The sequence below is a fragment of the Nocardioides sp. Iso805N genome, assembly GCF_000364605.1.
In the GTDB taxonomy this organism is placed as follows: domain Bacteria; phylum Actinomycetota; class Actinomycetes; order Propionibacteriales; family Nocardioidaceae; genus Nocardioides.
This window is the reverse complement of sequence record NZ_KB822593.1, coordinates 15,110-29,926: the sequence shown is the minus strand read 5'-3', so window position 1 is coordinate 29,926 and position 14,817 is coordinate 15,110. Positions and strand designations below refer to the sequence as shown.

Below are 14,817 nucleotides of genomic sequence, written 5' to 3'. Positions count from 1 at the left end.
GTCGGCACCGCAAGCCTCGGTCAGACCCCGATCTCCGCGGGCGAGACCCGGCGGCTGGCGTGCACCGCCGCGATCATCCCCTACGTGCTGGGCGGCCAATCCGAGCCCTTGGACCTCGGCCGAGCCAGACGCCTCTTCTCACCAGCGCAACGCAAGGCCCTCAAGATCCGCGACCAGCACTGCCGCGCCGAAGGCTGCACCGTCCCCGCCACCTGGTGCGACGCCCACCACGAAAATCCCTGGAGCCGAGGCGGACCCACCGACCTCACCAACGCGGCCCTCCTCTGCGGCCACCACCACAGACGAGCCCACGACCCCACCTACGAAACCATCCAGCTCCCCAACGGCGACTACCGCTACCGCAAGACCGCGACGCTCATCGATGACCGCCATGACACCGAAGAGTCCCTTCGTGACCGCCGAAGCGCCCACGGCCCACAGGCTCCTTCTGGAAGGCTGATGACATGACACTCGTTCAAGAGGCGTACATGGCACGCGCGGACGAGTACATCGAGCTGTTCGGCTCGATCCAGGCGACCCACCCGACCGACCGCGAGCTCGTCACCCGCTGGGCTGCGGGCGTTCAGGGGAGGATCCTCGACCTCGGGTGCGGACCGGGCCAGTGGACCCAGCTGCTGCACGCGCAAGGCTGCGACGTCTACGGCGTCGACCCGGTGGCCGCCTTCGTCGAGCACGCCCGCGGCCACTTCCCGGACGTCAGCTATGCGCACGGCACCGCCCAGCACCTCGACGAACCCGCCGGCGCTCTGGGCGGCGTCCTCGCGTGGTACTCCCTGATCCACCTTCCTCCGACGGAGTTCGACGACGTCCTCACCGAGGTCGCCCGCTGCGTGCGGCCCGGAGGCGGCCTGCTGCTCGGCTTCTTCGAGGGCCCGACCAACGAGCCGTTCGACCACGCCATCGTGACAGCACACTGGTGGCCGATCGCCGAGCTGTCTGCGCGCGTGACACGAGCCGGCTTCACCGTGACCGAGACCCAGACGAGGACCGATCCGGGGCGCCGACCACACGGTGCCGTCGTCGCCGTACGCGGTCCGCACATCAACCACGACCAGACCGCGCCGCACCGCGATCAGATGGCCCCGGATCCCTCACCCGCCCACGACACCGGCCGATAGGCCCACCGGCACCAGGACGGTGCCACCCGTGTGGTGCCAAGGACGGCACGAGCCAGATTCGCCTCGAGAGGCACCTGATTGTGAAGTCCTACGCCAAGCTCGGCGTGCCCATCGGCATCGTGCTGATCGTGGTCATGCTGGTCGTGCCGCTTCCGGCCGCGGCGCTGGACCTGCTCATCGCCGCCAACATCACCGGCGCACTGCTGGTGCTGCTGACCACGATGTTCATCACCCGGGCGCTCGACTTCGCGTCGTTCCCCTCGGTGATCCTGGTGATGACCCTGTTCCGGCTGGCGCTGAACGTCTCCGCCACCCGGCTCGTCCTGCTGCACGGGTACGCCGGCAAGGTGATCGACACCTTCGGCCACTTCGTGGTCGGTGGCTCGCTCATCGTCGGCCTGATCGTCTTCGCGATCCTGCTGATCATCCAGTTCGTCGTGATCACCAAGGGTGCCGGCCGCGTCGCGGAGGTCGGCGCGCGCTTCACCCTCGATGCCATGCCCGGCAAGCAGATGTCGATCGACGCCGACCTCAATTCCGGCCTGATCGACGATGAGGAGGCCAAGCAGCGCCGCGCCGAGGTGCACGCCGAAGCCGACTTCCACGGCGCCATGGACGGTGCGTCCAAGTTCGTCCAGGGTGACGCCGTCGCCGCCATCATCATCACGCTGGTCAACCTGCTGGGCGGGTTCGCGATCGGCATGGTGCAGAACCACCTCAGCTTCGGCGAGGCGATCAACACCTACTCGCTGCTCTCCATCGGTGACGGCCTGGTCTCCCAGATCCCAGCGCTGCTGCTCTCGGTCGCCACCGGCCTGATCGTCACCCGCGCGGCGGGCAACGACGACATGGGATCGGACATCCTGCGCCAGCTCGGAGCACGCCGTACGCCGCTGCGCGTGTCCGGCTTCGCCGCCCTCGCCATCTGCATCATCCCGGGCCTGCCCAAGATCCCGTTCATCATCGCGGGCGGGGCGATGCTGCTCGCCTCGACCCGGGTGAAGGAAGCCCCGGCCGCCCTCGAGCTCGACCCGCTGCTCGACGCCCCGCCGCCGAAGAATCCCGACGCACCCGAGCAACTCGCCGCCGACATCCTGGTGGACCCGCTCGGCCTGGAGCTCTCCGCCGACCTCATCGACCTGGTCGACCCCTCCGCGGGCGGCGACCTGCTCGACCGGGTCAAGGCGCTGCGCCGCAAGATCGCCACCGACCTGGGCATCGTGATCCCGCCGGTGCGCACCCGCGACAACCTGGACCTGCCGCTGCGCTACTACGCGATCACGCTGTTCGGCGTGGAGGTGGCCCGCGGGGAGGCGCCGCGGGGATGCGTCCTGGCCATCGGCGACTTCCTCGGCGCGCTGCCGGGCCAGGCCACCCGCGAGCCTGTCTTCGGCCTGGACGCCAAGTGGATCCCGGCCGAGCTGCGGCATCAGGCCGAGATGGGGGGCGCCACCGTCGTGGACCGCGCCTCGGTGGTCACCACCCACCTCTCCGAGGTGGTCACCGCCCACGCCGGCCGCCTGCTGGGCCGCGAGGACGTCCGCCTGCTCACCGACGTGGTCAAGCGCACCCATCCGGTCGTGATCGAGGAGCTCACCCCCAGCCAGCTCTCCCTCGGCGAGATCCAGCGGGTGCTCCGCGCGCTGCTCGAGGAGAACGTCTCGGTGCGCGACCTGGTCCGGATCTTCGAAGCACTCTCGATGCGCGCCCCGGTCTCCAAGGACCTCGACGGGCTGGTGGAGGCCTCGCGTGCCGCGCTCGGCCCGGCGATCGTCGCGCCGTACCTCACCGAGGGGGCCGTCTCCGCGATCAGCCTCGACCCGATGCTCGAGCAGGGCATGCTCGAGGCGCTGCGGGCCACCGAGCAGGGCGCCGTGCTCGCCCTCGACCCCGACACCGCCCAGAACGTCCTCACCCGCACCGCCCAGCTCGTCCAGGTCGGGGAGAACAACAACGTCCGCGCGGTGCTGGTCTGCGCCCCGCAGCTGCGCGCAGCCGTACGTCGCCTCATGGCTCCGGCCATGCCCCGTCTCCCGATCCTGTCCTACACCGAGGTCAGCGGCGCTGCGAGCGTCCACTCGGTCGGGGTGGTCTCCGGTAGCCGGGTCGATGGCGGCGCCAACCTCACGGCGGTGGGGGCGTGACGACCATGCCGCTGCCCGCCGTCAACCACGCCGCCCCGTCGCTGGTCGGCCTCACCCCCGAGGTCATCACGGTCAGCGCGCTGCTGAGCATGCCCGCCGTGTGGACCGCCGTGGTCGAGCGGGAGCTGCCTGCCGGGATCCTCCTCGAGCGGTTCCTGATCGTGCTGCTCACCTGTGCCATGCTCACCGAGCTCATCCGCCGGCTCGGCGAGGGCGGCGCACTAGGACCGGCACCCGCGGACGCCGACAGCCGGACCTCGACCTCGTCGCGGACCACAGCCTCGGCAACGAGCCTGTACGACGCACGGGTCGACTACGACGACTTCGGCGGCGGCTTCCAGGAGTACGACGCGCCGCTCGCCCTCGACGGATCCTCAGCCCTCGACGCGCCATCGACCGGCGACCTCGAGCCGCTCGGCGACCTCGATGCGGGGCTTGCCGACTTCGGCAGCATCGACGACCTCGGCGAGCTGGCGCCGCTGGACCTCAACGCCGATCCCTTCGCCGACCCGGTCTGACAGCCCGCCGAGGCCACACCAGGGGCCACACCAGGCGCCACGGATCAGGGGTCAGTGCGCAGTCGGGACGATCCAGTCCAGCCGGCTGCCACGGATCCGCAGCAGGCCGCCCAACCGCTCCGCACGGGTCCGCAGGTTCGCCAGGCCGCTGCCCAGCACCCCGCACTCGCCGTCCGGGATGCCCACGCCGTTGTCACAGACCCGCAGCATCGTCCACGACGGCGAGACGTGCAGCTCGACACCGGCGGCGGTGGCGCGGGCGTGCTTGACGATGTTGGACAGTGCCTCGCGCAGGGTGGCGAGGACGTGGTCGCCGAGGTCGCCCTCCAGCAGTGCGTCGATCGGACCGCTGTGCTCCAGCGTCGGCCGGAAGCCGAGGCCGGCGGCGTACTCCTCCACCAGCGCTTCCACCTGTCCCAGCATCGTGAGCTGGCGACGGCGGCGCAGTCCGTAGATCGTGGCTCGCAGGTCCTTCATGGTGGTGTCGAGGTCGCGGATGGCGGCCGTGATCCCGGCGCCGACCTCCTCACCGATGGCACGCCGCACGCCCTGCAGCTGCAGCCCGGTCGCGAACAGCTGCTGGATCACGGTGTCGTGCAGGTCGCGCGCGATCCGCTCGCGCTCGGCACCGACCGCACTCTCGACGTCTGCAGGCTCACCCTCGCCCGGCACATGGGCGTGCTGGTGCTCCAGCGCGTTGCCGATCGCCTGGCCGGCGGCGGTCACCAGCCGGCTCAGCATCAGCTCGTCGGACGGATCGAAGCCCCCGGGGCGACCCGCCAGGTGCAGCCGCGCGAACGGCAGGCGGCCGACCATCACCGTGGTCACCAGCCCGTCGCGGCTGGCACTGAGCGGCTCGGCAGACGCACGCTCGCCGTACAGGATCGCCCGCTCCCCCGCGATCGCCACCATGCCGTGCGGCGCCCCGGTCAGGATGCAGCCCGCCTCGAGCGTACGCCGCAGCACGCCGTCGAGATCCAGGTCGGCCGAGACGGACAACAGCGCCTCGATGAGCAGCTCGACGGGCTGGGAGAACTCGACCGCTGGGTCGACAGCGTCGGCCGACGAGGCCGGGTGGGACGCGCGATGGCGTCCTTCTGCTGCGGGGACCACGAGGGACCATAGTAATGACCGCACCGGGCCTCCACAGCCGGTTCGGTGGGCGGATGGTCCCGATTTCTTGACGGGTTCGGACGATTTCCTCCCGACCGGGCGGGGGGCGTCCCTGGCCGGGGCGACCTAGGCTGAGGACATGTGCCGCAACATCCGACCCCTGCACAACTTCGAGCCGGCCGCGACATCGGACGAGGTGAGTGCCGCCGCGCTGCAATACGTCCGCAAGGTCAGCGGCACGACGCGGCCCTCGCAAGCCAACCAGGAGGCGTTCGACCACGCCGTGGCGGTCATCGCGCACGCCACCCAGCACCTCCTCGACGAGCTCGTCACGCAGGCGCCCAAGCGCGACCGTGAGGTCGAGGCGGCGAAGGCGAAGGCGCGGGCCGCGGTCCGCTACGCGCGGTGACCGGACCCGTGTCCGAGCACCTGACCGACCCCCGGCCTGCCTCCCGCGCCGACGCCGAGCATGCGCTGGCGTTGCTCGCCGACGGCCCGCTGGTGGCGCTGACCGGCGCGGGCCTCTCCACCGACTCCGGCATCCCTGACTACCGCGGCCCGAACGCACCCGCGCGCATGCCGATGACGTACGGCGAGTTCGTCTCCGGCCCGGGCGCGCAGCAGCGTTACTGGGCGCGCTCGGCGCTCGGCTGGTCCCGGATGCGGGTGGCCGAGCCGAATGCCGGCCACCTCGCGCTGGCGGCGATCGACCCCGAGCTGCTCATCACCCAGAACGTGGACGGCCTGCACGAAGCTGCGGGCAGCCGCAACGTGGTGGCGCTGCACGGCCGCATCTCCCAGGTCGTCTGCCTCTCCTGCGGCACCGTCAGCGAGCGCGCGGCGCTGCAGCAGCGACTCGAGGAGCTCAACCCCGGCTGGGCCGAGCGACACGACGACGTGGCCGTGCGACCGGACGGCGACGTGGACCTGGAGGACACCTCCGACTTCGTCGTGCCCGCCTGCGAGGTGTGCGGCGGCGTCCTCAAGCCCGACGTGGTCTTCTTCGGCGAGAACGTCCCGCGCGACCGCGTCGAGCGCTGCATGGCCGCCGTCGACGCCCTCGCCACCCAGGGTGGCGCGCTGCTCGTGGCCGGCAGCAGCCTGACCGTGATGAGCGGCCTGCGGTTCGTTCGTCGCGCCGCCAAGGCAGGTACGCCGACCGTCATCGTCAACCGCGGCACGACCCGCGGCGACGCGCTGGCGACGTACCGGATCGACGCGGGCACCAGCGGCTTCCTGACCGCGTTGGCGAAGCGTCGCGCGGAGATCGGCGAGGAGCCGGACCGGCCTCAGGTCATATCGGTGTGACGCAGCATGTTGCGCAGCTCGCCGAGTAGATCGACCACGTCGTGGACGCTGATGTTCTCCGGCTCCAGGTCGGCGTCGGTCATTCGCTGGGCGGCGAGATCGACCGGCAGCCGGGCCCCGATCCGGAGGTGATACTCCGGATCCACGCCGTCACCGCCCACGGCCACGACCGTTGCGCCGTGGAACTCACCGTCCTGGTCGGTGACGACCAGCTCGTCGCCGACCTCGAGGGGCTGGGGCAGGCCGGTGCGCGTGTGCGGGAGCACGACGCGACCAGGTCCGACCAGGTCCGCCGCCGTGAGGCGAACGTGAACCAGCTCCAACGGAAGTTCTCTCTCTATCTACCGGTCGTGCAGCCGCCCGCATCGGTGCACGTAGCCGTCGCTACATTCTCTTGACGAAGATGTGATCGGCAGCCTCGGGCACGATCTCTGCACTCTCGCCACCCGAACCCACCAGCACACCCTCCGACGTCGTCACCACCGTGACGGTCCGGTCCGGGATGGCTCCGACGCGACGCAGCGCCGACATCAGCGCCTCATCCTTCTGCATCTCCTCGGAGATGCGGCGCACCAGCACGGTGCCCTTCTCCCCGCTCACCACCTTGGACAGCGGCTCGACACCGGACATGAACTCCTCGCCGACCGCCTCCGAGCCGAGCTCGTCCAGGCCCGGGATCGGGTTCCCGTACGGCGAGGACGTCGGGCTGCCGAGCAGCTCCATGAGCCGCTTCTCGACATTCTCCGACATGACGTGCTCCCAACGGCATGCCTCCTCGTGCACCAGCTCCCAATCGAGGCCGATCACGTCGGTGAGCAGTCGCTCGGCGAGGCGGTGCTTGCGCATCACCCGGACAGCGAGGCGGTTCCCCTCGGGGGTCAGCTGCAGGTGCCGGTCGCCCTCGACGGTCAGCAGGCCGTCGCGCTCCATCCGCGCGACGGTCTGCGAGACCGTCGGGCCGGACTGGTGAAGTCGCTCGGCGATCCGGGCACGCAGGGGCACGATGCCCTCTTCCACCAGCTCGTAGATGGTGCGCAGGTACATCTCGGTGGTGTCGATCAGATCGCTCACAGCACCATCCTACGGGGATCGGAGGCCAGCCTTGCCTTGCCGGCGACCCCGCAGGATTCAGCCGAGATCGCCGTTGAATCGCCCGAGCTGGTCGGCGAAGTTCTGCAGCTCATCGGTGGACCACTCCGCCAGCTTGCGCTGCCAGTTCCGCTGCTGCTCGGCGTGGGCGTCGTCGAGCGCTGCCATCGCCTCGGCGCTGGCGGACACCAGCTGCGCCCGGCCGTCCTCGGGGTCCGCCGTCCGCTCCGCCAGGCCCAGATCGACCAGGTGCTGGATCTGGCGGCTGATCGCGCCCTTGTCGATGTCGAACTGGCACGCCAGGGCGCTGCCCCGGGTCGGCCCGTTCTCGATCAGGAAGGCCAGGATGTAGTAGGAGGACGGCTGGAGCTGCGGGTGCACCTCGGCAGCCCGTTCGGCGATGATCGTCTTGAACCGACGACCCAGCACCCGCATCTCCGCCGCGATCTCCTCGAACGCGTCGACGCGCTCGGTCACTTGGACCCCTCGAGGGCGCCGCCGACCTGAAGCTCCGCGGCCAGGTCGAGCGCGATCTCGGGCTCCTCGATCTTGTCGAGCGTGGTGCGCAGGCGAGTCTCGCGGATGAAGAGCACCGCTACCAGGGCCAGCACGGTGCACGGCACGGCGAAGAGGAAGATGTGCCCGGTGGCCGCACCGAACGCGCCCTCGTAGAGGTTGCGCAGCGGAGCCGGCAGACTGGAGAGCGCCGGCACATCGCCGCCGCCGAGCAGCTTGGCCTGCTCCAGGGTGACCCGTCCGGTCCGGACCAGCGGGGCGACACCGTCGGTGACCTGGGCCGCGACCCGGTGCGAGAGAACCGCGCCGAACGCGCTGACACCGATCGCACCGCCGAGGGTCCGGAAGAACGCCACCACCGAGCTGGCCGCACCGATGTTGGCCTGGTCGACGTTGTTCTGCACCGAGAGGACGAGGTTCTGCTGGGTGGCGCCGAGACCCGCACCGAGGACGAACATGAAGAGGCCGACCAGCCAGAGCGGGGTGCTGTGATCCATCGTGGCCAGCAGCGCCGTACCGACGACGACCGCGCCCATGCCCCAGGTCAGCCAGACCTTCCAGCGACCGGTGGCGCTGATCATCCGGCCGGAGATGATGCTGGTGCCCATCAGGCCGGCGACCATCGACAGCGACATCAGGCCGGCGTTGGTCGGGCTCATCCCGCGGGAGTCCTGGAAGTACTCCGAGAGGAAGGTGGTGGCGGTCAGCAGGGCCACGCCGACGAAGATCGCCGCGACGGTGGCCAGCGCGATGGTGCGGTTCTTGAACAGCTGCAGCGGGATGACCGGCTGAGCGGCGACCTTGCCCTCGACCAGCGCTGCCAGGGCGAGCACGAGCAGGCCGCCCACGACCATGTACACCGTGGTGGCCGACGCCCAGGCGAACTGCTGGCCGCCGAGCGAGACCCAGATCAGCAGGATGCTGACGCCGCCCATGAGCAGGGTCGCGCCCAGGAAGTCGATCTTGACCTCCTGCTTGACGGTGGGCAGGTGCAGCTTCGCCTGGAGCACGATCAGGGAGATGATCGCGAACGGCAGGCTGACGTAGAAGCAACCGCGCCAGCCGAGCGCGCTGTCCACGATGACGCCGCCGACGAGCGGGCCCAGCAGGGTGGCCAGGCCGTAGGTCGCGCCGATGTAGCCGGAGTAGCGGCCGCGCTCGCGCGGGGAGACCATCGAGCCGATGATGATCTGGATCAGGGCCATCACACCACCGACGCCGAGACCGGTGATGACACGCGCACCGATCAGCCAGCTCATCGACTGGGCGAGACCGGCCAGCGCTGAGCCGGAGACGTAGACGACCAGCGAGATCTGCATCAGCAGCTTCTTGCTGAACTGGTCGGCCAGCTTGCCCCAGATCGGGGTGGTGGCGGTCATCGCCAGCATGGTGGCGACGAGCACCCAGGTGTAGCCGGTCTGGGTGCCGTGGAGGTCGGAGACGATGGTCGGCAGCGCGTTGGTGACAACGGTGCTCGACAGGATCGCGACGAACATCGCGATGAGGAGACCCGAGAGCGCCTCGAGGATCTCCTTGTGGGTCATGGGTGCCTGGGCCGGAGCCTCGGCGAGAGTTGCGTCCTGGGACATGCTTCTCGGATCTCGAATCTTTCGTGCGGACGGTGTCTGGTTACGTATCTAGAAGGTTGCTGAGATCAACTATATTCGAGATTGGTTGACCATGACAACTTTGTAGGCACGTGCGCTTGACCACACATTCGAGAAATGGGCGATCCGCAGGCGTTGGCCCTCGAGGGGCCTCCCGGAGGACGTGGGCCGGGCGCCTGCGGATCGGGTGACTGGGGGTATTCGCCGACAGTCAACGTCACTAGATGTCGGACTGCTAGCGCGCAGCCACCTCACGCGTCCTAGAAGAATTCATTCTTCGGACCACCTCCTTTCCCGTGTACGTCGAAGGTACGTCGTGGCGCCGGCACAGCCAAGGGGTTTTCCGGACGTGACACGCTCAGGCCACCTCCTCCTCGCTCGCGACGGCGCCCGCGAACTGCGACTGGTAGAGCCGGGCGTAGGCGCCGCCCACAGCCAGCAGGGAGTCGTGGTCGCCCTGCTCGACGATCGCGCCGTCCTCCATCACCAAGATGAGGTCGGCATCGCGGATGGTGCTGAGCCGGTGGGCGATCACGAAGCTCGTCCGGTCGGTGCGCAGCGCCGCCATCGCCTGCTGCAGCAGCAGCTCGGTGCGGGTGTCGACGCTCGAGGTCGCCTCGTCCAGGATCAGCAGGTCCGGTTGGGCCAGGAACGCCCGCGCGATGGTCAGCAGCTGCCGCTCGCCGGCCGACAGCTGGCCGCCGTCGCCCTCGATCATGGTGTCGTAGCCGGCCGGCAGCGAGTGCACGAACCGGTCCACGAACGTCGCACGGGCAGCCGCGAGCATCTCCTCCTCGGTAGCGTCGGGGCGACCGTAGGTGATGTTGTCGCGGATGGTGCCCTCGAACAGCCAGGTGTCCTGGAGCACCATGCCGATCCGGCTGCGCAGCGCCGCACGGGGCATCGCGGTGATGTCCACGCCGTCGAGGGTGATCCGACCCGCCCGCAGCTCGTAGAACCGCATGATCAGGTTGACCAGCGTGGTCTTGCCGGCACCGGTCGGGCCGACGATCGCCACGGTCTGTCCCGGACTGGCCACCAGCGAGAGGTCCTCGATCAGCGGCTTGTCCTCGTCGTACCGGAAGCTGACGTGCTCGAAGCGGACCTCGCCCTCGGCCGCCGAACGGGCCCGCGTCGTGCCGAGCCTCTCGGCGGGTCGAGGCGACTCGACAGCGACCTTCGCGTCGGAGAGCTGCTCCTCGGCGTCGAGGAGCTCGAAGACCCGCTCGGCGGAGGCGACGCCCGACTGCAGCAGGTTCGCCATCGAGGCGACCGTGGTGAGCGGCTGGGTGAACTGCCGGGAGTACTGGATGAAGGCCTGCAGATCGCCGACGGTGATGTGGCCGCTGGAGACGCGCAGGCCCCCGACGACCGCGACGATGACGAACTGCAGGTTTCCGACGAACATCATCAGCGGCATGATCAGCCCGCTGACGAACTGCGCCTTGAACGAGGCTTCGTAGAGCCCCTCGTTCTGCTCTCGGAAGGTCTCCTCGACGTCGTCCTGGCGACCGAAGACGGTGACCAGGTCGTGGCCGGAGAACGTCTCCTCGATGTGGGCGTTGAGCGCCCCCGTACGGCGCCACTGCGCGATGAACTGGCCCTGGGAGCGCTTCATCACGTTGCCGGTGACCAGCATCGCGATCGGAACGCAGACCAGCGCCACCAATGCCAGCAACGGGCTGATCCAGAACATCTGGACGAGCACGAAGACGACCGTGAGCAGCGAGGTGAGCAGCTGCGACATGGTCTGCTGCAGAGTCTGGCTGACGTTGTCGATGTCGTTGGTGACACGGCTGAGCAGCTCGCCGCGCGGCTGCCGGTCGAAGTACTCCAGTGGCAGCCTGTTGACCTTGTCCTCGACGTCGGCGCGCAACTGCCACACGGTGCGCTGGACCACGCCGTTGAGCAGCCAGCCCTGCGCCGCCGACAGCACGCTGCCGAGCACGTAGACCGCGAAGACCAGCTCGAGCTTGTGGGCGAGCTCGGTGAAGTCGATGCCCGGGCCGCCGCCCTGCATGCTGAGCCAACCGTCGACGATGACGTTGGTGGCGTGACCGAGCAGGCGCGGGCCCAGCGACATCAGGAAGACCGACACGATCGCCAGCCCGACCACGCCCAGGACGGCGTTGCGCTGCGGCATCAGGCGTCGGACGAGGCGTCGCGAGGACGCCCTGAAGTCGTGCGCCTTCTGGCCGACCATGCCACCGCCCATCGGGCCGGGACCGTGCTGGCGCACCACCCGCTCGGTGACCTGCAGCTGACCCTTCGGGCTCTTCTGGCCGGCCTGCGGACCGCCGGCGTTGTTCTGCTCGCTCATCAGGCCGCCTCCTCCGCGCTCAGCTGCGAGGAGACGATCTCCTGATAGGTCTCGCAGGAGACCAGCAGCTCGTGATGGGTCCCACGGCCGACGACGACGCCGTCCTCGAGGACCAGGATCAGGTCGGCGTCGCGGATCGTGGAGATCCGCTGCGCGACGATCACCACCGTCGACTCCCGCGTCTCCGGCGCGAGCGCGGCGCGAAGGCGGGCGTCGGTGGCCAGGTCGAGGGCGCTGAAGGAGTCATCGAACAGGTAGATCTCGGGCCTGCGCACCAGCGCACGGGCGATCGCGAGCCGCTGCCGCTGGCCGCCGGAGAAGTTCGTGCCGCCCTGGACGACAGGTGCGTCGAGGCCGCTGCGGCCGTCCTCGCCGAGCTCTTCCACGAAGGCACGCGCCTGGGCGACCTCGAGGGCGTGCCACAGCTCGTCGTCGGTGGCGTCAGGCTTGCCGTGCAGCAGGTTGGAACGGACCGTCCCGGTGAACAGGAAGGCCTTCTGCGGCACCAGCCCGAGCCGGCTGTGCAGCGCCTCGGGATCGAGCAGCCGTACGTCGACGCCGTCGACCATGACCCGACCCGCGGTGGCGTCGAAGAGTCGTGGAACCAGGTTGAGCAGGGTGGTCTTGCCGGCGCCGGTCGAGCCGATCACCGCGACCGTCTGACCCGGTCGGGCGTGGAAGCTGACGTCGGAGAGCACCGGGGACTCGGCGCCTGGGTAGGTGAAGGAGACGTTCTCCACGTCGAGCCGTCCGTGGCCGTGCACCTCGGTGATGCCATCGGTCGGCGGCACGACCGAGGAGACGGTGTCGAGCACCTCGGCGATGCGATCGGCACACACCGCCGAGCGCGGCACCTGCATGAGCATGAAGGTGCCCATCATGACGCTCATCAGGATCTGCATGAGGTAGGAGAGGAACGCCGTCAGCGGGCCGACCTGCATCCCGTCGGCGACCCGGTGGCCGCCGAACCACATCACCGCGACGCTCGCCCCGTTGATCACCAGCATGACCAGCGGGAACATCATCGCCATCCACCGGCCCGCCGCGAGCGAGACAGCTGTCAGACCGTCGTTCGCATCGGCGAAGCGGCGGGTCTCCAGAGGCTCGCGGACGAACGCCCGCACCACGCGGATGCCGGTGATCTGCTCACGCAGCACCCGGTTGACCCCGTCGATCCGGACCTGGACCTGGCGGAAGTTGGGCACCATCTGGCTGACCACGAAACCCACGGCGAGGAACAGCACCGGCACCACGACCGCGAGCAGCCACGACAGCTGCAGGTCCTGGCGCATCGCCATCAGCACGCCGCCGACCATCATGATCGGGACCGTGACGGCCATCGTGCAGGTCATCAGACCGAGCATCTGCACCTGCTGCACGTCGTTGGTGTTGCGCGTGATCAGCGAGGGCGCGCCGAAGCCGTTGACCTCGCGGCCGCTGAAGCCGCCGACCCGGCGGAACAGGTCGCGGCGCAGATCCCGGCCGAAGGCCATCGCCGTACGTGCGCCGAAGTAGACCGCGCCGATCGAGCACGCGATCTGGAGCAGCGAGACGACCAGCATGAGGCCGCCCTGACGCAGGATGTAGCCGTTGTCGCCCAGCAGGACGCCGTTGTCGATGATGTCGGCGTTGATGCTGGGCAGCAGCAGTGCCATCACGGTGCTGATGAACTGCAGCACGACGACACCGGTCAGCCAGCGGCGGTAGGGGCGCAGGTAGGTGCGCAGGATGCGAAGCAGCATCAGGCGGTCTCTCTCCTCTCGACGCCGTGGAGCACGACGCCGACGATCTCTTCGGGGCTGAGCATGTCCTGCTCGGCGATGTCGCTGTGGCTCGCCGAGAAGGTGAGCAGACGAAGCAGGTGCAGGAGTCTGCCGGGCGGCACCGACAGTTTCTCCGCGTCAGGCTCCACCAGCGCGAGCATGCGGGTCAGGAGGGCATCGCGGGCCGCGATGTGCTCCTCACGATGATGACGGTGGTGATCGTGCTCTCCGGGCGGGGCGACCATGCCGCAGGCGCGCATCAGGCCGAAGACCGCGAGCAGCCGCTGCTGCAGGATGCTGACCATCTTGACCAGTCGCTGCTCCAGCGGCCAGGACGGGTCGACGTCGTCGAGCCGGGCCAGCACCTCCCCCGGCTCGAACGCCTGGGCGATGGCCGCGTCGACCAGCGCGTCCTTGGAGTCGAAGACGCGGAAGATCGTGCCCTCCGCCACCCCGGCGGCCTCCGCGATCAGCTTGGTGGTGACGTTGCGACCGTGTTGATAGAGCAGCGGGACGGTGGCGCGGACGAGCGCCTCGCGGCGCTCGTCGGGCGTCATGGGGGTGGCACGGACCATGCCGCCCACCCTAAGTGAGTGAGCACTCACTCACAAGTCGATTTAGGGCGCGAGCCGCGTGACCGCCCAGCCCTCGCCGGTCCGCTGGTAGACCAGCCGGTCGTGCATGCGCCCGATCCGGCCCTGCCAGAACTCCACCGCCTCCGGCACGACCCGGTAGCCGCCCCACTCCTCCGGTACTGGTACGTCGGCGCCGGCGAAGCGCTGCTCGGCCTCGGCGTACGCCTTCTCCAGCTCCTCGCGGCCCGCCACCGGTGCGGACTGGTGCGAGGCCCAGGCACCGAGCTGCGAACCACGCGGGCGCACGTCGAAGTACGCCGCGACCTCGGCCGGTGACAGCTCCTGCGCGACACCCTCGATGCGCACCTGTCGCTCCAGGTCGTGCCAGGGGAAGAGCAGCGCGATCCGCGGCTCGGCGGCCAGCGCACGGCCCTTCCGGGATGCCTGGTTGGTGTAGAAGACGAAACCGCTGCGGTCGAAGCCCTTCAGCAGCACGAACCGCGCCGACGGAGCGCCGTCGGGATCGGTGGTGGCGACCACCATCGCGTTCGGCTCACGCACCCCCGCGTCGCGCGCCTCGACGTACCAGCGCTCGAACATCTCCACCGGGTCGGACGCGAGGTCCGCCTCGCTCAATCCGCCCCTGCTGTACTCCTCGCGCGCCGCCGCCAGATCCATGCTGCGAGCCTAACCGTGGGCATCACGTGACATTTCCGGCACTCTGA

15 protein-coding genes are annotated in these 14,817 nt (G+C 69.5%); 6 read left to right on the top strand and 9 right to left on the bottom strand.

What is annotated here, in order from left to right; all coding sequences use genetic code 11:
- The 4 genes from H036_RS0121185 to H036_RS0121170 form a co-directional block, all read left to right on the top strand.
- On the top strand, positions 1–468 hold a 468-nt coding region (locus H036_RS0121185; protein ID WP_026146233.1), incomplete at its 5' end, for an HNH endonuclease signature motif containing protein.
- Complete coding sequence (locus tag H036_RS0121180) at positions 465–1,139, top strand: class I SAM-dependent methyltransferase (RefSeq protein ID WP_157417753.1); 675 nt, start codon at positions 465–467, stop codon at positions 1,137–1,139. The genes H036_RS0121185 and H036_RS0121180, both read left to right, overlap by 4 nt.
- A gap of 80 nt (positions 1,140–1,219) precedes the next feature.
- Positions 1,220–3,283, top strand: coding sequence for a flagellar biosynthesis protein FlhA (gene flhA / locus H036_RS0121175; protein WP_017936818.1), 2,064 nt, complete (start codon positions 1,220–1,222; stop codon positions 3,281–3,283).
- Entirely contained in the window at positions 3,280–3,801 is a 522-nt protein-coding gene (locus tag H036_RS0121170) for a hypothetical protein (RefSeq protein ID WP_017936817.1), read from the top strand. The genes flhA and H036_RS0121170 overlap by 4 nt, the downstream gene beginning before the upstream one ends.
- 51 nt (positions 3,802–3,852) lie before the next feature.
- Here H036_RS0121170 and H036_RS24055 read toward each other — a convergent pair whose 3' ends face one another.
- Positions 3,853–4,914: a sensor histidine kinase gene (locus tag H036_RS24055; RefSeq protein WP_017936816.1), complete on the bottom strand. Its 1,062-nt coding sequence runs from the start codon at positions 4,912–4,914 to the stop codon at positions 3,853–3,855.
- A gap of 139 nt (positions 4,915–5,053) precedes the next feature.
- Here H036_RS24055 and H036_RS0121160 point away from each other — a divergent pair, with 139 nt between their 5' ends.
- Together H036_RS0121160 and H036_RS0121155 are read left to right on the top strand one after the other, a co-directional pair.
- Positions 5,054–5,323, top strand: a complete 270-nt coding sequence (locus H036_RS0121160; protein ID WP_017936815.1) for a DUF2277 domain-containing protein — start codon at positions 5,054–5,056, stop codon at positions 5,321–5,323.
- The gene (locus H036_RS0121155; protein WP_017936814.1) at positions 5,320–6,222 is read left to right on the top strand and encodes a Sir2 family NAD-dependent protein deacetylase; all 903 of its coding nucleotides are present in this window, start codon (positions 5,320–5,322) and stop codon (positions 6,220–6,222) included. The genes H036_RS0121160 and H036_RS0121155 overlap by 4 nt, the downstream gene beginning before the upstream one ends.
- Here H036_RS0121155 and H036_RS0121150 read toward each other — a convergent pair.
- The 8 genes from H036_RS0121150 to pdxH all read right to left on the bottom strand — a co-directional run bounded on the left by H036_RS0121150 (position 6,204) and on the right by pdxH (position 14,770).
- Positions 6,204–6,488 carry a hypothetical protein gene (locus H036_RS0121150; protein WP_157417751.1) on the bottom strand — a complete coding sequence of 95 codons (285 nt, stop codon included), beginning with the start codon at positions 6,486–6,488 and terminating at the stop codon, positions 6,204–6,206. The genes H036_RS0121155 and H036_RS0121150 overlap by 19 nt on opposite strands.
- Positions 6,489–6,606: 118 nt before the next feature.
- Entirely contained in the window at positions 6,607–7,293 is a 687-nt protein-coding gene (locus H036_RS0121145) for a metal-dependent transcriptional regulator (protein WP_017936812.1), read from the bottom strand.
- Positions 7,294–7,350: 57 nt separating this feature from the next.
- The gene (locus H036_RS0121140) at positions 7,351–7,788 is read right to left on the bottom strand and encodes a MarR family winged helix-turn-helix transcriptional regulator (protein WP_017936811.1); all 438 of its coding nucleotides are present in this window, start codon (positions 7,786–7,788) and stop codon (positions 7,351–7,353) included.
- Positions 7,785–9,416 carry an MDR family MFS transporter gene (locus H036_RS0121135; protein WP_036489614.1) on the bottom strand — a complete coding sequence of 544 codons (1,632 nt, stop codon included), beginning with the start codon at positions 9,414–9,416 and terminating at the stop codon, positions 7,785–7,787. The genes H036_RS0121140 and H036_RS0121135 overlap by 4 nt, the downstream gene beginning before the upstream one ends.
- A 376-nt stretch (positions 9,417–9,792) precedes the next feature.
- Positions 9,793–11,754, bottom strand: a complete 1,962-nt coding sequence (locus H036_RS0121130) for an ABC transporter ATP-binding protein (protein WP_017936809.1) — start codon at positions 11,752–11,754, stop codon at positions 9,793–9,795.
- Positions 11,754–13,496 carry an ABC transporter ATP-binding protein gene (locus H036_RS0121125; protein ID WP_017936808.1) on the bottom strand — a complete coding sequence of 581 codons (1,743 nt, stop codon included), beginning with the start codon at positions 13,494–13,496 and terminating at the stop codon, positions 11,754–11,756. The genes H036_RS0121130 and H036_RS0121125 overlap by 1 nt, the downstream gene beginning before the upstream one ends.
- Positions 13,496–14,092, bottom strand: coding sequence for a TetR/AcrR family transcriptional regulator (locus tag H036_RS0121120; RefSeq protein WP_017936807.1), 597 nt, complete (start codon positions 14,090–14,092; stop codon positions 13,496–13,498). Before H036_RS0121120 ends, H036_RS0121125 begins: the two co-directional genes overlap by 1 nt.
- A 42-nt stretch (positions 14,093–14,134) precedes the next feature.
- Positions 14,135–14,770, bottom strand: coding sequence for a pyridoxamine 5'-phosphate oxidase (gene pdxH, locus H036_RS0121115; RefSeq protein WP_017936806.1), 636 nt, complete (start codon positions 14,768–14,770; stop codon positions 14,135–14,137).
- Positions 14,771–14,817: the final 47 nt, after the last annotated feature.